We start from the raw sequence: 21,903 nt of genomic DNA, 5'->3' as shown, positions 1-21,903 counted from the left end.
TCTCTCTACCTCTGTTACTGCTTGAGTTTGGGGTCGAGAGCATCACGCAGGCCGTCCCCCATCAGGTTAAACGCCAGAACCGTCAGCAGGATCGCCACACCGGGGAAGGTCACGACCCACCAGGCGCTTTGGGCGAACTGCAACACGTCAGAGAGCATGGTGCCCCATTCCGGTGTTGGCGGTTGCGCACCCATGCCGAGAAAGCCGAGAGCCGCCATATCCAGAATGGCGTTAGAGAAGCCGAGAGAAGCCTGCACGATTAACGGCGCAAGGCAGTTGGGCAGGATATTGATAAACATCTGGCGCATCGCACCCGCCCCAGCCACTCTTGAGGCCGTTACGTAGTCGCGGTTCACCTCAACCAGCACCGCGGCACGGGTTAAACGGACATAATGCGGCAAGGCAACAAAGGTCAATGCGAGCGAGGCATTAACGATGGAGGGGCCAAATACCGCCACCAGCACTAATGCCAGCAACAGGCTTGGCAGTGCCAGCATGATATCGACAACACGCATGATGATGGCATCAACGATACCGCCAAAATAACCGGCCAATAAACCGAAAATCACGCCCATCACCAGTGATAGCACCACCACCAGACAACCCACCAGCAGCGAGAGGCGAGCACCGTACATCAGGCGAGATAACACATCACGGCCCACATCATCGGTACCCAGCAGGAATTTCCAACTGCCACCCTCTTCCCAAACCGGCGGTTTCAGTAACGCATCACGAAATTGCTCTGCCGGCCCGTGCGGGGCAAGCCAGGTAGCACCAGCGGCAATCAATAGCATAATAATAATGTAGAACAGGCCGATAACAGCCCCTTTATTGCGCTTGAAATAGTGCCAAAACTCCTGCAATGGAGTCATCGGCTTCGGCGCACTTTTTACTGTAGACTCAGTAAGTTGAGACATTCTGCGCCCCTTATTTCTTGTGACGAATACGCGGGTTAACTACGCCATAGAGCACATCTACCAGCAAGTTAACTAAAATAATCATGATTGCGACCAGCAACACACCACCCTGAACCACTGGGTAATCACGGCGTTGCAAGGCATCCATCAGCCAGCGCCCTAACCCCGGCCAGGAGAAGATGGTTTCCGTCAGAATAGCGCCAGCCAGCATGGTACCAACCTGCAAGCCAATCACGGTAACCACCGGCAGCAAAGCATTACGCAGTGCATGGACCACAATCACCCGCATCCGGCTCAGGCCTTTCGCCCGCGCAGTACGGATATAATCTTCACCCAAGACTTCCAGCATCGAGGAGCGCGTCATACGTACGATGACGGCAAGAGGGATAGTCCCTAAAACGATGGCAGGCAAAATCATATGCATCACCGCGTCTTTGAAATCACCCGGCTCACCCCAAACAAAGGTGTCAATCAGCATAAAACCAGTCAAAGGCAGGCTGTCATCAAGGAACACCGTATCACTGACGCGCCCGGAAACCGGGGTCAGGTTCCATTGGACCGAGACCAACATAATCAGCATGATGCCCCACCAGAAGATAGGCATCGAATAGCCGGTAAGGGAGATCCCAACAGCGGTGTGATCGAATATTGAACCGCGTTTAACTGCCGCCAACACCCCCACCGGAATACCCACCGCGATAGCAAACAGCATCGCGCAGATCCCCAGTTCCAGTGTCGCTTTAAAGCGTGGGACGAACTCTTCCCAGACAGCAATACGGCTTTTCAGCGAGATGCCGAGGTCGCCATGTAATACGCCATTCACATAATGGAAGTATTGTTGATAGAGAGGCTTGTCTAGCCCCATTTCTGCCATGATTTGAGCATGACGCTCGGTGGAGATACCGCGTTCCCCAGCCATGATGGTCACCGGGTCACCCGGGATCATATGGACAAAAGCAAAGGTCAGCAAAGTAATGCCGATAAACGTTGGGATAACTAACCCCAAACGTCGGAGTATGAACTGCAACATATCCCGAACTCTCTGTGTAGAATGCCGGGCTGCTCGTGGGCAACCCAGCTTATTAAACCTCCCCAATAAGCTATTTTACTTGCCATTTTGACCTAGGGCAGTGCTCACCACCGTCACGTAGCCATGATTTACAAGGTCATGGTGTCCGCTCCGGTGCTTGCGCGCTGTCCATGCCCAAAATTTCTGCGACAATAACACTTATTGGGAGAGGTTATATGGCTCACATCTGTATCTGTCTTAACCTATACCCTTCATACTTCAAACTGCATGTGCGTTGGCTACACTCGTTACTCGGCCCGTCCATGGGCCTCGCCTCTGCGAGGCCGCTGCAAACAGCGTTCAAATCGGTTCCCGATCGATTTGTCACCCGAATCACTTACTTCAGTAAGCTCATCGGGACTCATTCGCTTGCCGCCTTCCTGCAATTGGAATTATTTTGGGTATCAACAAGAAACCGGCGAATATGCGTATTCCACACATTCACCGGTTTATCTAAGGTTAAAATTAATCCAGGGACACGTTCTCGAAATGGTGTTTACCCAACGGATCTACAACATAACCCTTCACTTCTTTACGCACTGGCTCATACACAGTTGAGTGAGCAACAATCAGCGCCGGAGCTTGATCATGCATAACAACCTGAGCTTGTTTGTAAAGTGCGACACGTTTGTCATGATCAGACTCAGCACGAGCAGGCTGAATCACGTCTTCAAACGGCTTATAACACCATTTGGAGTAGTTGGAACCTTGCTTGGCCGCATCACAGCTAAACAGGGTGGCGAAGAAGTTGTCTGGGTCCCCATTGTCCCCGGTCCAACCCATCATCACTGTTTCATGCTCGCCGTCTTTAGCACGCTTGAGGTATTCGCCCCACTCGTAAGTCACTATCTTGGCTTTCACACCAATTTTCGCCCAGTCAGACTGGATCATTTCAGCCATACGACGGGCATTCGGGTTGTACGGGCGCTGAACTGGCATTGCCCACAGATCGATAGCGAATCCATCTGGTAGGCCCGCTTCTTTCAACAGCTCTTTCGCTTTAGCCGGATCGTAAGCGTAATCTTTCACGTCATCGTTGTAGCCCCACATAGTCGGTGGGATCAGGTTCTTGGCTGCTTGACCAGCACCCTGATAAACCGCATCAATAATCGCTTCTTTGTTAACAGCCATGGTCAACGCCTGACGAACCTTCACGTTATCCAATGGTTTTTTCTCAACGTTGAAGGAGAGGTAACCGACGTTCAAGCCAGGTTGCTCCATCAGGTTGATGGTTTTGTCTTCTTTCATGCGAGCAATGTCAGCCGGGTTAGGGTATGGCATAACCTGACATTCATTTTTCTGCAATTTAGCGTAACGGACTGACGCATCTGGTGTAATAGAGAACACCAAACGATCAATTTTCGGCTTGGTACCCCAGAAACCCTCAAAGGCTTTGTACAGGATACGGGAGTCTTTTTGGTATTGTTGCAACTGGAATGGGCCGGTACCGATTGGGTTCAAATCGACTTTTTCCGGGGTGCCCGCTTTCAGCATCTTGTCGGCATATTCAGCAGACAGGATAGAGGCAAAGTCCATCGCCAGATCGGCAAGGAATGGCGACTCAGGACGCGCCAATTCAAAACGCACGGTGTTGTCGTCAACTTTAACCACATTGGTGATCAAATCACCCATACCCATGCCCTGGAAGTATTCATAGCTGCCGCCAGACACTTTATGGTACGGATGTTTATCATCTTTCTGACGCATGAAAGAGTAGATCACATCGTCAGCATTGAAATCACGGGTCGGTTTGAAGTCTTTATTATCTTGCCACTTCACGCCTTTACGCAGATGGAAAGTATAGCTTTTGCCATCTGGGCTAATTTCCCACTTTTCAGCCAGACCAGGTTCAATTTCGGTAGTACCGAGTTTGAATTCAACCAGACGGTTGTAGATGGGTACCGAGCTGGCGTCATACGTTGTGCCAGAGGTAAAGAGCTGCGGGTTGAAACCCTCAGGTGAACCTTCAGAACAATAGACTAATGTTTTTGCTTGTACACTGGCCGCCACGGTCAGTGCAATCAGCCCAATACCGAATTTCAGTATCCCTGTTTTTCCCAAGGAAATCGTCATCGCTTGTGCTCCATTATGGTGATGTGTGTTGTGTGTACGGCCAGACCCTATAATTTTTTCGTCCGTGGACTGTACCGTTTTGGCTCATTAGCCACAGGGATGCGGGATTGAGATGTCGGATAAAAGCTATCACGACAGCAATTTTGAATGCATTGAATCACCCAAACTGCTCTCTATGACTCCCCCTGAGGGTACCAATTTGGCAACAGTTGGTGGCAACGTCAATACGGTCTGAAAGGTTTTATCAAGACAATGAGAAACAGCATGCAAACATAAAAAAAACTTCTCGTTAACATTATTAGCATGAAAAATTATGCTAGCGGTAATATGCCAGCGATATTGACTGGCTAATTAGAATAAAGCAGTCGCAACATCCAGTGACAAACGAAAAAACTTTGTTGCTAAATGATGCATATCGGGTAGGTTTTTTTTGTAATCTCGACAGAAAACAGGAGGAAATGCTGTCGTGACAGCCGATAAGTGACGTGATCGTTGTCACATCCAGCCAGAATTTCACACATCTTGCGTGCCGTTAAAAAAGCAAAGTCAGCTTGCCCTCCCCCTCACCGTCCAAGAGATAGCAAGGCTTCATACGAAAGCGCACCCTAATGGTGCCCCTTATGAGTGCATGACAGCGCAACAGATATTATCGGTGACCAAATCATGTCAGTGGGGGCGATTTAGCTTAAGGAAATAGCGGGATGGATAGGCAAATTTGGCAGAAAAAACACCAAAAAAAACCCTGACTTAAAAGTCAGGGTTCTTAAATTTGGTCGGCGAGAGAGGATTCGAACCTCCGACCCACTGGTCCCAAACCAGTTGCGCTACCAAGCTGCGCTACTCGCCGAATCGGGGCGCATCTTACTGCTACGATTTTTGGCCGTCAATCACTTTTTAACAAACGCTGAGTGACTGTTGTTAAAAACATCACCAACGGCTAAAACTGACGCATTTGCACGTAAATCAGGCTTCCGCTTGCTTTAATTCTGGCGATTGCGCCCGTAGGAATGGCAGCAAGAAGAATGCAGATAAACAGGCCGCAATGGAAATAACCACAAAGAAACCATTCCAGTGCCAAACCTCCATCACGCGGGCAATGGGGTAGCCAGATAAGGCCGCACCCAAGTAGGCAAACAACCCAACAAAACCGGTAGCAGCTCCCGCAGCATCCTTATGTGAGCATTCAGCGGCAGCCATACCAATTAACATCTGCGGGCCAAAAATGAAGAAGCCAATGGCAAAGAAGCAACTCGCCTGCAAGATGTAACTGACACCCGGCATAATCCACAACGACGCCACCGAGAGGAAAATTCCAATAGCAAATATCAAGTTCATTGGCCCACGGTTGCCACGGAACCACTTATCAGAACCCCAACCTGCCACCAACGAGCCAATAAAGCCCCCCACCTCGAACAGTGAAATCGCCGAGTTGGCCGTCATCAATGAATAACCTTTCTCTTGTGTCAAATAAAGGTTACCCCAGTCATTGATAGCAGTACGAACGATATAAACCAGCACGTAAGATACCGCCAGCAACCAGATATATTTGTTGGTTAATACATAGCGCTTCACAATCTCTTTATTTGATAGCCCCTGGCCTTCAGATTCCTGGACCAATTCCATCGCATCATTGCGCCACTTACCCACACTCGGCAACCCCATCGTGCTCGGCTTATCACGCAAGCGCCAACACATCAGTAAACCGATCACCACACCGATAATACCAGGGATAATCATGCCGTAACGCCAGCTAAAATGCAGAGAAATAAAGCCGACCAACAGGGGAATCAGCGCACCACCAAAGTTATGCGAAGTATTCCACATCGCCCACCAACCCCCGCGTTCTGAGCGCGAATACCAACTGGTCAGGATTTTGGAGCAAGGCGGCCAACCCCAACCTTGGAAGAAGGCATTAAGGATCCACAAAGAACCAAACACGAGCAGTGACGAGCTCATGCCGAACAGGATATTGATAACCCCGGTCATAACCAACCCAATGCCCATAAAGTAGCGCGGATTTGAGCGGTCACTTATCATGCCGGAGATAAATTTAGAGCAACCATAAGTGATATAAAAGAGTGTGCCTAAAATCCCGACATCCGACATGGTCAGCCCTAAATCACTCAGCATTGCAGGCATGATGAAGTTAAAGCTTTTACGGGTGAAATAGAACGCAGCGTAGCCGATATACATCGTCCACATTAGTTGAATACGCCAATATTTATAAGACGAATCAATTTGCGCTTGATCCGTGACGGGCGGCACGTTATCGCGGCTTTTGAGGAAAGACCACATGTGAACCTCAGAAATTTTTTCAAGTAGAGTCATCATGTTCCTCGTGCGTACAAAACCAATGAGAAAAAACCCTGCAAAAACCGAGAATATTTCTTAGTTTTCATTAGCTGACAGAGAAACTGTGGGCAAGGTCACATTTAAACAGGTGCCGTTATCGACACTCAGCGTAAAATCCCCCCCTAAAGCACTCACCCGTGACTGCATACCTCTTAGCCCATAACCTGGGGTTAATGTCGCCAAATCAACACCTTTTCCATTGTCGTGAATCGTCAGTGTTATCTGTTTATCATTCTGTTGTGCATTAATTTCAATCCGGCTGGCAGCACCATGGCGATAGGCATTGGTTACTCCCTCCTGACAGATACGGTATAGGGTGATTTTCAGTGTTTCATCTATATCAGCGTCACTGAGTTGCCAGTTAAGCACGCCGGTCACTGATTGATCCTGCGGAATAAGTTCACGCATTAGTGCAGCAATAGCCGCCGATAAGGGCAGATTATTCAATGCCGCAGGCCACAGTTTCGCCAAAACATCATGGACACCATCGTAAACCCGCAACGCCAGCGTCTCGACCATTTCGGCACTGGTCAATACCTGTGGTTGGGTAGTTAACCGTTTGATAATACTGGCTTGGGTTCGGATAACCGTCACTGTCTGCCCAACCTCATCATGCAGTTCACGTGCAACATCACGCCGGGCATGTTCTTCGGCCACCACCAATGCTTTAGCCAACTCACGATTTTCATTCAGCCGTAGCTGTAATTGGTAATTTAACTCGCGCTGACGCTGGATCCCCGCGCCTAATAATAAGCCGGTCAAACTCTGCGCCAATAACGACAACAACAAATCACGGTGTGAATCTAATTCTGCGGGGGTATTGATCAATAACACCATGCCATTGAGCAATGTGGCCACCACCGCCCCTTGCCAACCATAGCGATAAGACATAAATACAATCGGGATTGCCAAACAGAACGGTGCAAACAAATACAAATCTGACTCGGTGACATGATGTTGTAGCCAAATGCTCAAGGCGAATAGCAGCAGATACCACAGGATATGGCGCAAACGTAGATTAATGGGTTTATGAATCAGCCCCGGTTCCAGCGGAGACCAGATTTGACGCGCCAGATAGTGCCACAACAACAGACAAATCGGCGCGATGGTAAATCCACCCACCAACCCCAATAGCAGCGCCATAGCACCCTGACCACTGTTAATCTGCCATCCTAATGCTTGTATCAATGCAGCACCAAAAATCACCACACCTTGCATCAAGGGCCACTTCCATTCACTGCCGCTGCTCTGATTGCGCAACAGCCAAGGAGAAGCGATAACCGCCAATAACGTGGTCGCCAGCAGTAAGGGAATCGCAGCCCACAGCAAGCTATAAGGATAGCCAAACTGATCGGTCAGCAGCCACCATAGCAGTGCATCACCCAACAGAATGCCCGGCCAATATTGTCGTGGGCTTTGCAATAAAATGCCCATCCGCAGGCCAAACGGGAACAGCAGTAGTGCCTGTAACGGCCGATCAACTAATTGGGTGCCAACGGACCATAAACAGAAAGCTGCAGTGATATAAATAAATAACAATGCCAGCAGCATAATAAAACGCTGCATCATAGATTCAATACCTGCTTAGCTAACTCAACGTTATTACTGACACCGAGCTTGGAAAATAAGTTAGCGCGATGGACATGCACGGTTTTCGGTGACAGGCCAAGTGACTCGGCTATCTCGCGCACTTCCATTCCTTGCGCTAATAACAAGGCAACTTCCCGCTCACGTCGGGTTAAGGGGTCAACAGCAATACGAGTCAATTGTTGGGCGATTTCAGGCATCAGATAGACGCCGCCACTGCCAACGGTACGGACAGCCGAAACCAGATCTTCTGGCTTACAACGCTTGGATAGAAACCCCCGCGCACCGCGCTCTAACGCCATTTCCACTAGCGCCGGGCTGTCGTGCATCGAGAGCATAATGACCCCCATCCCTGAAGGGAGGTCTTTCAGTAAATCTAAACCACTCTCATCAGGCATCGAGATATCACAAATACAGATATTCGCCTGTAGGCTAGGTAATCCGAGGCGTGCCTGTTTTGCTGAACTAAACTCCCCCACCACTTGAATATCGTCTTCCAGAGAAAGTAGCTGGGCAAAACCTGAGCGCACAATGTCATGATCATCAATAAAGGCAACACGGTAAGTCATGGAAGACTCCAGCCAGTAGGGATTGGAACTGGAGTATACCGTAACCTAAAAGTGACAATGGGATTGGAATCAAAAATCATTTCATATCGGATTATACTTGTGCTAAATGTTTATTTTGCAGGCCGCCCCGGTGCCTGGCACCAGTTATTCTGGGCATTAATGCCACCATCTGGCGAGGTATAACCTAAACAACCCAAAATAGAATCAAACAATTCAACCTGACGATGGGTCTTACCCACCCGCTGCTCAGCCTGTAGTTGCTCAAAAGCCGCGAGATGATCCGGTTGCGCCAGGAATTTGTCCGAGGCCCAAACCATCAATGGCACACGGAATTGCTCCGGGGGCGCCATTTCACGTGGTGTTCCGTGGAAGTGGGAGTTCTCGTCAATAGACTCACCATGATCCGATGCATAAAACACTAATGCTTTTTTATCCCGCATTTGGTCAATCACATTTGCGATAAACGAATCGGTATACAGCACACTGTTATCAAAAGCGTTCACCAATTGCTGCTTACTGCAAAAATCATCGACCCCCATACATTCAGGCTGATAGCGGGCATAACTGCGGGGATAGCGTTGGGAATAGAGGTAATGTGAGCCTTTGGTGTGCAATACCACCAAATGCTTGCCTACAGGATAACGCCCCAGAGACTCCTTCAATTCATCAACCAGCAGCATGTCATCTACCGGCTTATCATCGTTGCGCTTCTCTGAAGCAATCAATTCACGGAACGAGTAATTATCAGTATTCGCATTGTTGTAGAACCAAATTTCGCTCTGCATGGCAAACAGTTCAGAGGTAAAACCCAATGATTTCATCACCGTAAACACATTTTGCTCTTTCAATGTGCGCTGTGGATTATTCTCAGTGCCGCCTTCGCGCACAAACATGCAGCGCAGTGAAAGTTTGGTTGAGGTATCACAAGATGTGCCACGGAAAGCGACTAAATTCTTCTCTTTACTCAGGCGAGGAGTGGTATCACGTGGGTATCCCAACAACCCCATATGATCCCAACGCGTTGTTTCGCCAATGATAAACACAACATAGGTGTCATCAATACCGGCCGGCGCGATATAAGTATGGTGTTCGGTCGGGTTATACAATGTTACCGCATCATAACGCTCGTTATATTGGGTATAAGCATATAAACCCAATGCAGCCAACCAGTTAGAGGGTAAATATGAGTGAGCAACCACACCGCCATAACTCGGTAAATCCACCGTTTTCAGCTGCTCATTAGCATCTTGTACATTATCCAGATAGCGTAACGGCAACCAAACCAGCGCCACAGCAACTGCCATCAACAAAACAGGCTTAATACGCTGCCCTGGCGTCAAAAATTGCTCAAGCAGGGTTAGCCGCAGAGTGTTTTTCCAGATAAGTAGTAGCGGTAGTGTGCTGACCAGCACCATCCAAATGACAAAATGTAACCCGATGACTTCTTTCGATAAATCTGTATCGGTGGTCAGCACCGAAATAACGATGCCGTAGCCAATGACAACATTGAAAAAAGTCATGTAATAGCTGGCAGCGACAGAAATTAGGACCAGCAGGGTGGCAATAACACGATAAAACCACCGGCCACCGAGGGAGATCACCCTCATAACAAAAAAGGTAAACAGAATAATGGCCATCACTTCGATGATAGCAGACACGACTTTTATGCCTTGGATACCTTGGCTAAAGGAGTCAAAACGACGATAAAAGACAGATATATTCAGGAAAATACCAATATAAACAGCCAACAACAAAGAAATGCTTTGCTGTGATAAAGATTTAACTCTGTCCATATAACGCCAGGTCTCCAGAGACACTATTTGCGGCTTGAATCAGTCAGACAGTGAACCCCCCCTCAGGTTCAGTGCGAGATCAATAAGCATGCTATTGATTTTAGTTACAAGAATTATCTTAACAATTCTTAGTTCGTCAATCCACGAACTAGCGCATAGTCTCTAGAGGATATATTGGCTTATTTATTTGAAGTTAGAGCAGAAAATTCGGGGGTGCAGCATATAGCCCACAAGATAATTCTTATGGGCTGCTGAGATGAGAAATTGGCTTATTTGATATTCAATGTCACATCAATATTGCCACGCGTGGCATTGGAATATGGGCAGACAACATGCGCCTTTTTCACCAAATCTTCTGCTACGCTACGCTCGATACCCGGCAAGCTGATATCCAGTTGCACTTCAATACCAAAACCGGTTGGAATGGCACCAATGCCCACGGTACCTTCAATGCTGGCATCATCCGGCACTTTCACCTTTTCTTTTGATGCCACAAATTTCAGCGCACCAAGGAAACAAGCTGAATAGCCCGCAGCAAAGAGCTGTTCTGGATTAGTCACAGCACCTCCCGCCCCACCCATCTCTTTTGGGACGCCCAATTTCACATCCAATACACCATCTGAGGATGTTGCCCGACCATCACGCCCGCCAGTGGCTTTAGCTTTGGCACGGTATACGACTTTTTCAATAGACATTTTGCTTTCCTTTCTGGGTCAGTAAATATGAACAACAGCTACGACTTGAAAGTATGGCACTCATTATGAAAAAGCCCCCGATTCGGAGGCTTTAACACCATCTTATTTCGCTGGTGCGTCTATCTTGTCATCTATCCGCTGCAACATGTACGAATAGAATGGATTTGATGAGATACGCATCAGGGAGTCTAACCCGACAACCAGTACCGCCCGCTCACCACGAGCGGCAAAAGTCCCCAAGCTGATACCGTATTGGTCACGCGGTTCTGGATAGCGGCCATACAGCGAATCACTCATTGGGAATGGCAATGCCACGTGGGATAACGAGAAAATGTCCGGTGGGTAAATCAAGCCGGTAGGTACTGAAACCTCGTTAGTCTCACCCGCCAAGGTAGTCAGCGCCACTGTTTCATTACTTTGCGGTGAAACGTTGGTAATCACCGTTACGCTATAATTACGTGGCGGTGGAGGCAACAAACGCGCCAGAGCAGTATAAGAAGAAGTTCTCAATAGCGGGCCGAAACTGGCGGCACGGTTCAAATCGAACAGCACCACTTCGCTACCATTCTTCGGCAAGTGGTTATAAAGAGCAGTAACGACCGCACGAGTACTGACCGTTGAATCCATTAACGACTGGAAGGTCAGAATCGGGGGTAACTCCTCCATCTTATTGTTTCTGGCATCACGCGCAATTTGCTGTTGCAGCACAGACGTCAGTAAATAAGACTGACGGGCAGCATTCACTGGGAACGAGTTATATTTGAAAGGATTAAACTCCGGCACAATCCCCAACCAGGCTGCTTTAGCAAAGGCCGGGAAGATAGCGGGCCAACCGGCAATACCGGCAAAACGCGCAAAACTGGTGACACCGATCATCGGGGATATCAAGATAACCCGCACCGGTTTCGCCAGTGTCGGGTCATCCATTGAATCCAACGTATATTTCATTGCCAACGCGCCGCCATTGGAGAAGCCGACCACGTGTAGCGGTAAATCAGGGCCACTCAGTGCTTTGGCTTCACGAACAGCTAAGCGCGTTGCCGCCAGCCAGTCCTGCCATTCAACATCGGTCAGAGCCGCAGGCACTGTTCCGTGAGCGGGCAAACGAATACCAATGGCAACATATCCACGCTGACGATAATTTTCAGCAATATGACGCAGGCTATAAGGGGTGTCAGTTAAACCATGCAGTAAGACCACCGCACCTTTAGGTTTACCTTCTGGCTCAAGAATATATGAACGATTCCAGTCATTTTTGAAATGTGGAGGGTAAATCGAGCTACCAGAGTAATAACGATTTAATGGAATTTCATTCCTTGGTTCCAGTTTCTCGGTAACATTAATCCGCACTTCATCGAAAAGGTTATTTTCAGCTTTGATGTAATCCGCCCAACTGGCTTTATCAATCTCAGCCGCGCGCATATCATGAGGAACAAACGTATGCCAAAGCTCGAGCTTTGGGCCACGTTGTGTATCGTAAATTCGTATCGCCAGTATGGTAACTGACATTACCACCAAGACCAGTACAATCCGTTTAATCCACCGCTTAATGGCTATGGCAGGCATGGGCCGCTACTCCGTATGTATATAATTTTTCACAATTGAGGTCAGTTTATCACCATCTGGCCACGCCGCTACTTTAAACGCAAAACATTATCTTGGTATATAGTGCGATAACAATAAAATGAATATGTGATTATTCCATCAACTCAACATCTTTAGACGGGGTAATTATCCATTGCTCATCGGACCCCACTCTATAATTAAATAGTCTGAAGCATTAAGTAACCTGATTTAATTTTGTCGTGAGCTGACCTCAACAGAATCCTTCATCTACCGGGGTAACATCCTATGAAAAAAACTGAACCCGTGACTGAGCAGCCGCCACTACAGCCACGTAAAGTCGATTATCTCCGCTACCATCGTGCTCATGAACACTTATCAACCCCTTTCGGCAACAGTTGGTTTGCCCAGAAAGCAGAAGCTTTTGCCCGTTTTTTCGGCACGCCAGTCTTCCTTGGCGCACAAACACTCATTGTGGTGATCTGGATTGGTCTGAATGTGATGGGTATTGTCAAATTTGATATTTACCCGTTTATTTTGCTAAATCTGGCTTTTAGCTTACAGGCGGCCTACGCAGCACCCCTTATTTTATTGGCACAAACCCGCCAGGCAGAACGTGATAAGGCTAATGCACAAGCCGATGCACAACATCGCGAGGCACTAGCCATTGCGAATGAAGAGCGGCAAAGAATGGCAGCGCAAAATGCGGAGCAAATGCTGGAGTTACTGCGGCAGAATACAGAACTCACCACCCTGACCAATCAATTAACCACCCGCCTTGAAACCATGGCGTTAGAATTACACCAAAAATTGGTGATCAATGTGCCGGCTCGCCCCTCACAGAGCTAAAAAGCAACAGTATGGCCGCTGAATCGATCATCAGCGGCCAGTCGTGGCTAAACCTCGCGACTTTCTATCTGTTTTTGCAAACTCTCTATCGGTTCTTGAAGGGACCGTGGTGGAGCTTTGCGTAACCAGACCCACCAGGCGAGAGTCATTAATACTACCCACGCCACCCCAACATACATGGCGATACGGGTATCAGGGAAGTAACCTAAAACCGCGATAATAAATGCCATAAAGATGATGGTCAGAATCGGTGCCACTGGCCAGAACGGTACCGGGAATGTCAGCCGGGCAATATTCTCTTTGCTCATAGAGCGGCGCATCGCCACTTGCGAGATAAGGATCATCAGCCATACCCAGACCGTCGCAAAGGTGGCAATCGAGGCAATAATCAGGAATACATTTTTCGGGATCAGATAGTTCAGCACCACACCACATAACAGTGCGATTGCCATCACCAAAATAGTCATCCATGGCACACCATTACGGGTCAGACGGCTAAAACACTTCGGTGCCAGCCCTTCTTGCGCCATGCCGTACATCATGCGACCCGCACCGTAAATATCACTGTTAATGGCGGAAATAGCCGCGGTAATAACCACCAGATTCAAAATATTAGCGGCAGAACTGATACCTAAGCTACTGAAAATTTCCACAAAAGGACTGCCATTTTGCCCAATGCTATTCCATGGATAAATAGCCATCAGCACAAACAAGGTCAAAACATAGAACAGCAGAATGCGTATCGGTACGGTATTAATGGCACGTGGTAGCACTTTTTCTGGGTTCTTCGCCTCACTGGCCGTGACACCGATAATTTCGATCCCCCCAAAAGCAAACATCACCACGGCAAATGATGCAATCACCCCCGTCAAGCCATTCGGCATAAATCCTTGATGAGACCAGAGATTACTGACACCGGTGCTCTCATGACCTGCACCAAAGCCAAACATCATGATGCCCAAGCCGGCAGCAATCATGGCAATAATCGCCGTCACTTTTAGCAACGATAGCCAAAACTCCATTTCACCAAACACTTTGACTGAGCAGAGATTCAGCGCACCAATAAAGAAAATAATACTCAGCACCCAAACCCACTGTGGCGCATCAGGGAACCATAACCCCATATAGATACCGAATGCGGTGACATCAGCCAACGCCACAATAATCATCTCGAAGGTATAGGTCCAGCCAGTGAGAAAACCGGCCAGCGGCCCAAGATAACGGCTGGCATAGTGACCGAAAGAGCCTGCTACCGGGTCATGCACTGCCATCTCACCCAGTGCGCGCATCACCATAAACACGGCCGCGCCGCCGATGAGGTAAGCAAGTAAAACTGCTGGTCCCGCCAGACGAATCGCCTCGGCAGAACCATAAAACAGACCGGTCCCAATGGCGGAACCTAACGCCATAAACCGGATATGCCGGGCACTGAGGCCTCGTTTGAGCGTGGATGAATCATTCTTCATGGTACATTCTCGCAAAATTTGTGCCTTTTCAGGCAGGGGTTCAGAGAGGGTGATCCCGGTAATAGGGACCACCCATAGGTTGATGTAATAACTGGTGACCGTTGTTATTAGTAGATTAATTGTTATTAGTTGATGAACGGTTATTAGTGGACAAATCGTTATTAAAGGCTGGGTAGTAGGTGCGCAGGCATCAGTTCATTCATATGACGCTGCGCAATGAGTTGGCTTGCCGCTTCAATATCGGGGGCAAAGAAACGATCTTTCTCGTAGTAGGCTACATGTTGGCGCAATAGCTGGCGGGCAGGCTCCAATGCATCCGAGGTTTTCAAACCTTTGCGCAAATCCAACCCCTGACATGCCGCTAACCACTCAACAGCCAGAATGTCGCGCACGTTTTCAGCCATTTCCCACAAGCGTTTACCCGCACGTGGTGCCATAGAAACATGGTCTTCCTGATTGGCGGATGTAGGAATACTGTCAACACTGGAAGGGTATGCCAGCCCTTTATTTTCGCTGGTTAATGCAGCAGCAGTCACCTGTGCAATCATAAAACCAGAGTTTACGCCGCCATTTTCCACCAGGAATGGTGGTAACTGCGACATATGTTTATCCATTAATAGTGAAATACGACGCTCGGCTAATGAACCTATTTCAGCCAGTGCCAATGCCAGATTATCCGCTGCCATAGCCACCGGCTCAGCATGGAAATTACCGCCTGACAGCACATCGCCTTGTTCGGCAAACACCAGCGGATTATCTGATACTGCATTCGACTCGATAGCCAGCACCTCTGCTGCCTGACGCATTTGAGTCAGGCAGGCACCCATCACCTGCGGCTGACAACGCAGAGAGTAAGGATCCTGTACTTTGTCACAATTCTTATGAGATTCAGAGACTTCACTGCGATCGCCCAACAGGTGGCGATAAGTATTGGCCGCGTCAATCTGACCATGCTGGCCTCGCACCGCATGAATACGTGCGTCAAACGGGCTACGGGAGCCTAAAGCCGCTTCCACGGTGAGGCTGCCAAAGACAGACGCCGCAGCATAGAGATCTTCGGCTTCAAACAAACCACGTAGTGCATAAGCTGTTGAAACCTGAGTGCCATTGAGTAATGCCAATCCTTCTTTGGCCGCTAAGGTGAGCGGTTCCAGGCCCGCTTTCGTCAGAGCCGTGCGAGCATCAAGCCATTCGCCCTGATAGCGCGCTTTACCTTCTCCCAACAGCAGCAAGCTCATGTGCGCCAGCGGTGCTAAATCACCGGAAGCACCCACGGATCCTTTTAGCGGAATATGCGGATAGACCTCTGCGTTAACTAACGTAATCAACGCATCAATGACTTCCCGACGGATACCTGAAAATCCACGCGCCAGGCTATTGATTTTCAGCACCATAATCAGCCGCACAATGGCGTCGTCATTTGGCTCTCCGACGCCGGCCGCGTGGGAAAGGACTATCGAACGTTGCAGGTTCTCCAGATCTTCGGTAGCGATGCGAGTCGATGCTAACAGGCCAAAACCAGTATTAATGCCATAGGCAGTACGCTTTTCTGCCAATATTGCCTGTACGCACTTCACACTCTGCTGGATAGGCGCATCAGCACTTTCATCCAGCGATATATTGACTGGATGTTGGTATATATGTCGCAAATCCGCCAACGTCATCAACCCAGGGTGCAGTACCATTGTTTTATTGACTGTTTTATTGACTGTTTTCATGATTTTTTACCTTGAGTTGCAGCAACCATCGGCAGGTTCAACCCCTGCTCTTGTGCACAGTTAATGGCAATGTCATAACCTGCATCAGCATGGCGCATAACACCAGTAGCCGGATCGTTATGTAATACCCGAGCGATACGCTCAGCAGCATCATCAGTGCCATCACAGACCACCACCATGCCAGAGTGCTGGGAGAAGCCCATCCCGACACCACCACCGTGGTGCAGAGAAACCCACGTTGCGCCACTGGCCGTATTGAGCAATGCATTGAGTAGCGGCCAGTCAGATACGGCATCAGAGCCGTCCTGCATCGCTTCGGTTTCTCGGTTAGGGCTGGCAACTGAACCGGAGTCCAGATGGTCGCGGCCAATGACAATCGGGGCCGACAGTTCACCACTACGAACCATCTCGTTAAAAGCCAAACCTAATTTAGCGCGCTGCCCCAAGCCTACCCAGCAAATACGGGCCGGTAGCCCTTGGAAACTGATACGTTCGCGGGCCATATCCAACCAGTGATGCAAATGCTCATCATCAGGGATAAGTTCCTTAACCTTGGCATCGGTTTTATAAATATCGTCGGCGTTACCAGAGAGCGCAGCCCAGCGGAACGGGCCAATACCACGACAGAATAGCGGGCGAATATACGCAGGGACAAAACCAGGAAAATCAAAAGCATGAGTGACCCCCATATCTTGTGCCATCTGGCGAATATTATTGCCGTAATCAAAGGTTGGGATACCCATATTGTGGAAGGCCAGCATCGCTTCAACATGTTCCGCCATGGAAGTTTTAGCGGCATTAACCACCAGTGCCGGTTCGCTTTGGGCGCGCTGACGATACTCTTCCCAGCTCCAACCTTTTGGTAGATAACCGTTTAGCGGGTCATGTGCGCTGGTTTGGTCGGTCACCATATCTGGGCGAACCCCACGACGAACCAGCTCAGGTAAAATTTCAGCCGCATTGCCACACAGTGCAATAGAAACAGCTTCACCCGCCGCAGTATATTTTTCGATTCGCGCTAACGCATCATCCAGATCGGTGGCTTGTTGATCGACATAACGGGTTTTAAGACGGAAATCGATGCGGCTCTGCTGGCACTCAATATTCAGAGAACATGCACCCGCCAAGGTTGCCGCCAGTGGCTGTGCCCCGCCCATGCCACCCAGACCTGCCGTTAATACCCAGCGCCCTTTCAGGCTGCCACCAAAGTGCTGCCGACCGGCTTCGACGAAGGTTTCATAGGTACCCTGCACAATGCCTTGGCTACCGATATAAATCCAACTGCCTGCGGTCATCTGGCCGTACATCGCCAACCCCTTGGCATCCAGTTCGTTAAAATGCTCCCAGTTGGCCCAATGAGGCACCAGATTCGAGTTGGCAATCAATACTCTAGGGGCGTTACTGTGGGTTTTGAAGACACCGACGGGCTTACCCGACTGAATCAGTAGCGTCTCGTCGTCATTCAGATGGGTCAGGCTTTCAACAATTTTGTCATAGCATTCCCAATTGCGGGCTGCGCGGCCGATACCGCCGTAAACCACTAACTCTTTTGGATTCTCAGCCACGTCTGGATCAAGATTGTTCATTAGCATACGTAACGGGGCTTCGGTCAGCCAACTTTTGGCCGTAAGTTGCGTACCACGCGGGGCACGAATCTCAGTATCACGGAATCTATTTTGGGCAGTCACGGCAATTTCCTTCAACCAGTTTTTCAGGTATCAACGACATTACTTAGCTTGAGTATTTATTAACATATACTCGTATAGACAAGTACAATCAAGCTCTGGAAAAAAGGTAATATTCTGCCGCACCCAAAAAAAATAATATTATGAATAGTGTTTTAAATTAATTAGTTACAATTAATTTCGTTCTGCGTTAAGGCAGAGTAGAAGGATTTTCAACGTGGTTTTACTGATGAAATCAGCATAAAATTGGTGTGTTTTTGCGCACGAAGTCACATATACGTCACATGAATTTTACATTGTGACACACTAAATCGGCGATATCGTCTCAACTACAGTATACGGTTCCGCGGTTGACCATTAGGGGGCCACCAAACACAAAATGTATCCGTCGTTACCTATAACTCATTGTTTATGATGAACCTGGCTATCAACAGGCGCTTGCTCTCGCTCAGTTAAGCCGTAGTCCCGTACCACCGCCGCTACCCGCAGGCGGTAACCGGCGAACACACTCGCACGCCCCGCGGCTTGTGCGCCACGATGCTGTTCAATATTCCGCCACTGCTTAACGGCCGCCTCATCGCGCCAAAATGATAGCGATAACAACTTCTGCGGGTTACTTAAACTCTGAAAACGTTCTACTGAAATAAAACCGTCCATTTGTTCCAATAAAGGTTTCAGTGCCACGGCATAATCCAGATATGCGTGGTACTCACCCTCTGCCGGTTCAACTTCAAAGATAACTGCAATCATCGGTGACCCCATCGGATAAAATGAAAGAAAACAATATTAAACGAAGCCATCAATGTATTTAAGACATTTACGTCTTTTCTGGGGTTAGTTGGCGATTATATAGGATGTACGTCACTTACTATGCCGGTAGGGGAGCATGTGCTGGCGCGGGTTAAAAGCTTCAGTCATGGGCGCCCTCATGGCGGTTATTTTGTTCTTATCGGGATAACAGCATTGGATCGCCCCGATAAAACGCAGTAATACAAAACCTTATAAAGCCACAATGATAAAAGCCCCGACTACAGTAGTCAGGGCTTTTAAGGTACTACAGATTTAAAATTAAACATTAATCAACTTAATAACGTGACACTTATCTTAGTACTATTTACAAAGATGTACCTATTTCTACAGGAATATTTGGTGCTTACAACTAACTCTATCCTCCAATATATTAACTGAATGATAACATTTCCCGTTCGTTACATTTAGCCATGCTTATGATAACACTGACTAAATTAGTACATCACCCTCGCGATATATACTCTTGCTACATGGCTTTACTTTCTTCGCGATATCCTCGACTTCATACTTACGTACACAAATCGCGAACATTACTATTAACAACAAAGCCTTAACTCATCGCGTTTTGGTCCACATATGCGATCGTAAAGATTTATTACGTGGCCTGAAATCATCATCGCACGGGTCCATTATTAAAAACCCATCGCGAATCTCACATAAAAAAATATTTCGTGACCTTTATCGCATTATTTTAAATCAACTACATAGACACCGGCTAAATAAAGAGTTCGTTACTAATTGCACCGGTGTTGAATTCCAATCTACGTGTTCTGTACCAGATGTCAATACTGTTTTTAAGAACATGTTTTTATTATCAGTACTACTGAAAATAACTTGGTATTTTATTGGTTTAGAATCATACAAAATCATCCGTATCGAATCACAGGAGTCGGTATTACAAGATAATCTTTTGTATTTACTACATTTTAAAATCCCGCGCCTGAGATGTGCCCCCAATTATGCCCCCAAATACTTTTGCTTGATGGCTAGGGCGCTGAATTGAAACGGGCCGCTGCTGCTGGTGGCCCGTAAGAGGATAACTTTCAGGTACATTTTTAAGGTATTTTTCGACACGCGATTACTTTATGTTGATACCATAACCATATGGCTGATGAATGTTTTTCTGAGTGTATTTCCAATTAATTCGTCTGATAGCCGCCTAGTGAACATCTATATATTCACTTTTCAGCTAAGGCCCGGAGTAAGTGGTTAGCTACCTCGACAAAACTTGCCAACGCCTCTTCATAGGAGTGTGGTTCCTGCGAATAAACCAGTGGGCTAAGCCTCGTTATGTATAAATGGTTCAACCATTTACCCTGCCCATCTTTAGTATTTTTTATGACATCAAGACTTTTACTCAGGACACTATACGGGTCATCAACGAATGCCTGAAATTGCTGTGAATATTCTTCCATATCAGTTTTTACTGAGTGCCCGAACATACTAGCAGCAGCATTAATCGCTTTGGGTTTTATTGTGTATATGCGTCATACATCATAAATATGCCGTACTAGCGCCTCATCAAATTCGGCTTGCTTCACGCCAGCACAATACATTGCAAATCGTCTTAGAAGAGATAAGACCTTTTCGGCCAGAGTCTCGGATATGTTGATACATTCGATATCAAAATCAGGGTAGCTTTTACCATTTACTAATTGTTGATAAAGATAATTAATCTTTAACTTCTCAGTAGGTAAATTGATGGGGCGATTTATTAATTCTACTTTTATACAGCTACGCTGAGGGTTAGAAACACCGCTACTGAAATTCCCTTGATAGCTTAAATCGACATTATAATGACGGTGTTTATCATTGATTTCAGGGTTTTCACCTTCTTTATCAGTAAGGTAGAAACCTAGTTCTGCTAGCTTTGTTGTCAGTTTTTGATGAATATCTTTCAGTCTTGCTTTATCAGATGAGCATTCATTTTTTAATTTATAGGTGTTCGGAACCTCTGGAAGAATGACTTTTATATCAATATCTTCTGACATCCGACTAATCAAATTATAAGCTTTCGATAAGCAAGTACCGCCAGCAAACACTAATCGGACAGGAAGCTCTATATTTACTGGCTCAACAGGTACTTTTTTACTTCTAGGGTCAAATCCTTTTAACTGTGCCTCATGCACTACATTCAAGTTAGCTAATATACGTAATGCATCTGTTACATGCACATCTTTTTCAGCGACGAATGCTGGCAGGCCATTTAGCAGGCCCGCAGCTTCCGCATCCTGAATATCAGCAATTTGCTCATCCGTAAGTTTTTTCATATTTTACATTTTTACCCGAAACAGTGATGTTTCTGGATATTTTCCTTCCTGGAGTTCTGACTTGAAGCTGCATTGGGATCTGTGTCGTTCTTCCCGCGTTATAATCCTCTAAGGCCTTGCCCTGAGTGACTTTCACGTTGAGTTTTTTGAACGTTTCTTCCACAACAGTTTCAAATGGTGCGGCCACCGTCCTTTTCCCCGCAAATCGGTTAAATCGAGTTTTTGCATACACGCCAAGGCTAACCCGAATTAATACGCCCTCTTTAACGAGTTCAGACAATGCTTTGCTAACTTGCGATTTGCTACCCAGGTGTTCCAGCTCCGAACGCAGTACAACAATACCTTTCCGGTTGGCGACGGAGCGCAACAGTTTTTGCTTCAAAATCATGATTGCCTCCTTTAAGCACTCATAGGTAACCTAATTATTATTATAGATTGTTTTTAATTTAAAACAATGAGTTACTTTAAAAAAGCAAGATTATAAATG

Annotated in this window: 16 protein-coding genes and 1 tRNA gene; 1 reads left to right on the top strand and 16 read right to left on the bottom strand. The window is 47.5% G+C overall.

Annotation, left to right across the window (positions count from 1 at the left end):
• Window positions 1-14 precede the first annotated feature (14 nt).
• From dppC to Q2T71_RS19455, 10 genes are all read right to left on the bottom strand, one after another.
• Window positions 15-917, bottom strand: a complete 903-nt coding sequence (gene dppC / locus Q2T71_RS19500; protein ID WP_083161399.1) for a dipeptide ABC transporter permease DppC — start codon at window positions 915-917, stop codon at window positions 15-17.
• Window positions 918-927: 10 nt separating this feature from the next.
• Window positions 928-1,947 carry a dipeptide ABC transporter permease DppB gene (gene dppB / locus Q2T71_RS19495; RefSeq protein WP_005174906.1) on the bottom strand — a complete coding sequence of 340 codons (1,020 nt, stop codon included), beginning with the start codon at window positions 1,945-1,947 and terminating at the stop codon, window positions 928-930.
• A 504-nt stretch (window positions 1,948-2,451) separates the two neighbouring features.
• A complete protein-coding gene (dppA, locus tag Q2T71_RS19490) occupies window positions 2,452-4,059 on the bottom strand; it encodes a dipeptide ABC transporter periplasmic-binding protein DppA (RefSeq protein ID WP_372560250.1) in 1,608 nt (535 codons plus the stop codon).
• 770 nt (window positions 4,060-4,829) lie between these two features.
• A tRNA-Pro gene (locus Q2T71_RS19485) sits at window positions 4,830-4,906 on the bottom strand.
• 116 nt (window positions 4,907-5,022) lie between these two features.
• Window positions 5,023-6,354, bottom strand: a complete 1,332-nt coding sequence (locus tag Q2T71_RS19480; RefSeq protein ID WP_083163967.1) for an MFS transporter — start codon at window positions 6,352-6,354, stop codon at window positions 5,023-5,025.
• Window positions 6,355-6,447: 93 nt separating this feature from the next.
• On the bottom strand, window positions 6,448-7,980 hold the full coding sequence (gene uhpB, locus Q2T71_RS19475) for a signal transduction histidine-protein kinase/phosphatase UhpB (RefSeq protein WP_372560249.1): 1,533 nt from the start codon (window positions 7,978-7,980) through the stop codon (window positions 6,448-6,450).
• A complete protein-coding gene (gene uhpA / locus Q2T71_RS19470) occupies window positions 7,977-8,567 on the bottom strand; it encodes a transcriptional regulator UhpA (protein WP_083161405.1) in 591 nt (196 codons plus the stop codon). Before uhpA ends, uhpB begins: the two co-directional genes overlap by 4 nt.
• 110 nt (window positions 8,568-8,677) lie before the next feature.
• The gene (gene eptB, locus Q2T71_RS19465) at window positions 8,678-10,360 is read right to left on the bottom strand and encodes a kdo(2)-lipid A phosphoethanolamine 7''-transferase (RefSeq protein WP_083161407.1); all 1,683 of its coding nucleotides are present in this window, start codon (window positions 10,358-10,360) and stop codon (window positions 8,678-8,680) included.
• A gap of 269 nt (window positions 10,361-10,629) precedes the next feature.
• On the bottom strand, window positions 10,630-11,055 hold the full coding sequence (locus tag Q2T71_RS19460) for an organic hydroperoxide resistance protein (protein ID WP_004713820.1): 426 nt from the start codon (window positions 11,053-11,055) through the stop codon (window positions 10,630-10,632).
• Between the two features lie 102 nt (window positions 11,056-11,157).
• Window positions 11,158-12,621, bottom strand: coding sequence for a carboxylesterase (locus tag Q2T71_RS19455; protein ID WP_083161409.1), 1,464 nt, complete (start codon window positions 12,619-12,621; stop codon window positions 11,158-11,160).
• Window positions 12,622-12,906: 285 nt separating this feature from the next.
• On the opposite strand from Q2T71_RS19455, the gene Q2T71_RS19450 reads away from it, so the two are divergent.
• The gene (locus tag Q2T71_RS19450; RefSeq protein WP_372560248.1) at window positions 12,907-13,467 is read left to right on the top strand and encodes a DUF1003 domain-containing protein; all 561 of its coding nucleotides are present in this window, start codon (window positions 12,907-12,909) and stop codon (window positions 13,465-13,467) included.
• Between the two features lie 47 nt (window positions 13,468-13,514).
• Here the strand turns inward: Q2T71_RS19450 and Q2T71_RS19445 are convergent, their stop codons facing one another.
• From Q2T71_RS19445 to Q2T71_RS19420, 6 genes are all read right to left on the bottom strand, one after another.
• Window positions 13,515-14,933, bottom strand: coding sequence for an amino acid permease (locus Q2T71_RS19445; RefSeq protein WP_372560247.1), 1,419 nt, complete (start codon window positions 14,931-14,933; stop codon window positions 13,515-13,517).
• Window positions 14,934-15,094: 161 nt separating this feature from the next.
• Window positions 15,095-16,618, bottom strand: coding sequence for a histidine ammonia-lyase (gene hutH, locus Q2T71_RS19440; protein WP_372560682.1), 1,524 nt, complete (start codon window positions 16,616-16,618; stop codon window positions 15,095-15,097).
• Between the two features lie 29 nt (window positions 16,619-16,647).
• The gene (gene hutU / locus Q2T71_RS19435; RefSeq protein WP_372560246.1) at window positions 16,648-18,339 is read right to left on the bottom strand and encodes a urocanate hydratase; all 1,692 of its coding nucleotides are present in this window, start codon (window positions 18,337-18,339) and stop codon (window positions 16,648-16,650) included.
• A 399-nt stretch (window positions 18,340-18,738) separates the two neighbouring features.
• A complete protein-coding gene (locus Q2T71_RS19430; RefSeq protein WP_372560245.1) occupies window positions 18,739-19,086 on the bottom strand; it encodes an antibiotic biosynthesis monooxygenase in 348 nt (115 codons plus the stop codon).
• Window positions 19,087-20,633: 1,547 nt separating this feature from the next.
• The gene (locus tag Q2T71_RS19425) at window positions 20,634-21,416 is read right to left on the bottom strand and encodes a nucleotidyl transferase AbiEii/AbiGii toxin family protein (RefSeq protein ID WP_372560244.1); all 783 of its coding nucleotides are present in this window, start codon (window positions 21,414-21,416) and stop codon (window positions 20,634-20,636) included.
• On the bottom strand, window positions 21,397-21,804 hold the full coding sequence (locus Q2T71_RS19420; protein ID WP_025381884.1) for a DUF6088 family protein: 408 nt from the start codon (window positions 21,802-21,804) through the stop codon (window positions 21,397-21,399). The genes Q2T71_RS19425 and Q2T71_RS19420 overlap by 20 nt, the downstream gene beginning before the upstream one ends.
• Window positions 21,805-21,903 lie beyond the last annotated feature (99 nt).

Origin of the sequence: Yersinia sp. 1652 StPb PI (genome assembly GCF_041538345.1) — a bacterium.
Lineage (GTDB): Bacteria > Pseudomonadota > Gammaproteobacteria > Enterobacterales > Enterobacteriaceae > Yersinia > Yersinia enterocolitica_E.
The sequence above is the reverse complement of the archived record's forward strand: the minus strand, read 5'-3'. Positions and strand labels throughout refer to the sequence as shown.

Bases quoted from the DNA above. Each gene is read 5' to 3' on its own strand.
- dppC (WP_083161399.1), bottom strand. From the start codon at position 917: ATGTCTCAACTTACTGAGTCTACAGTAAAAAGTGCGCCGAAGCCGATG.
- dppB (WP_005174906.1), bottom strand. From the start codon at position 1,947: ATGTTGCAGTTCATACTCCGACGTTTGGGGTTAGTTATCCCAACGTTT.
- dppA (WP_372560250.1), bottom strand. From the start codon at position 4,059: ATGACGATTTCCTTGGGAAAAACAGGGATACTGAAATTCGGTATTGGG.
- Q2T71_RS19480 (WP_083163967.1), bottom strand. From the start codon at position 6,354: ATGTGGTCTTTCCTCAAAAGCCGCGATAACGTGCCGCCCGTCACGGAT.
- uhpB (WP_372560249.1), bottom strand. From the start codon at position 7,980: ATGATGCAGCGTTTTATTATGCTGCTGGCATTGTTATTTATTTATATC.
- uhpA (WP_083161405.1), bottom strand. From the start codon at position 8,567: ATGACTTACCGTGTTGCCTTTATTGATGATCATGACATTGTGCGCTCA.
- eptB (WP_083161407.1), bottom strand. From the start codon at position 10,360: ATGGACAGAGTTAAATCTTTATCACAGCAAAGCATTTCTTTGTTGTTG.
- Q2T71_RS19460 (WP_004713820.1), bottom strand. From the start codon at position 11,055: ATGTCTATTGAAAAAGTCGTATACCGTGCCAAAGCTAAAGCCACTGGC.
- Q2T71_RS19455 (WP_083161409.1), bottom strand. From the start codon at position 12,621: ATGCCTGCCATAGCCATTAAGCGGTGGATTAAACGGATTGTACTGGTC.
- Q2T71_RS19450 (WP_372560248.1), top strand. From the start codon at position 12,907: ATGAAAAAAACTGAACCCGTGACTGAGCAGCCGCCACTACAGCCACGT.
- Q2T71_RS19445 (WP_372560247.1), bottom strand. From the start codon at position 14,933: ATGAAGAATGATTCATCCACGCTCAAACGAGGCCTCAGTGCCCGGCAT.
- hutH (WP_372560682.1), bottom strand. From the start codon at position 16,618: ATGGTACTGCACCCTGGGTTGATGACGTTGGCGGATTTGCGACATATA.
- Q2T71_RS19430 (WP_372560245.1), bottom strand. From the start codon at position 19,086: ATGATTGCAGTTATCTTTGAAGTTGAACCGGCAGAGGGTGAGTACCAC.
- Q2T71_RS19425 (WP_372560244.1), bottom strand. From the start codon at position 21,416: ATGAAAAAACTTACGGATGAGCAAATTGCTGATATTCAGGATGCGGAA.
- Q2T71_RS19420 (WP_025381884.1), bottom strand. From the start codon at position 21,804: ATGATTTTGAAGCAAAAACTGTTGCGCTCCGTCGCCAACCGGAAAGGT.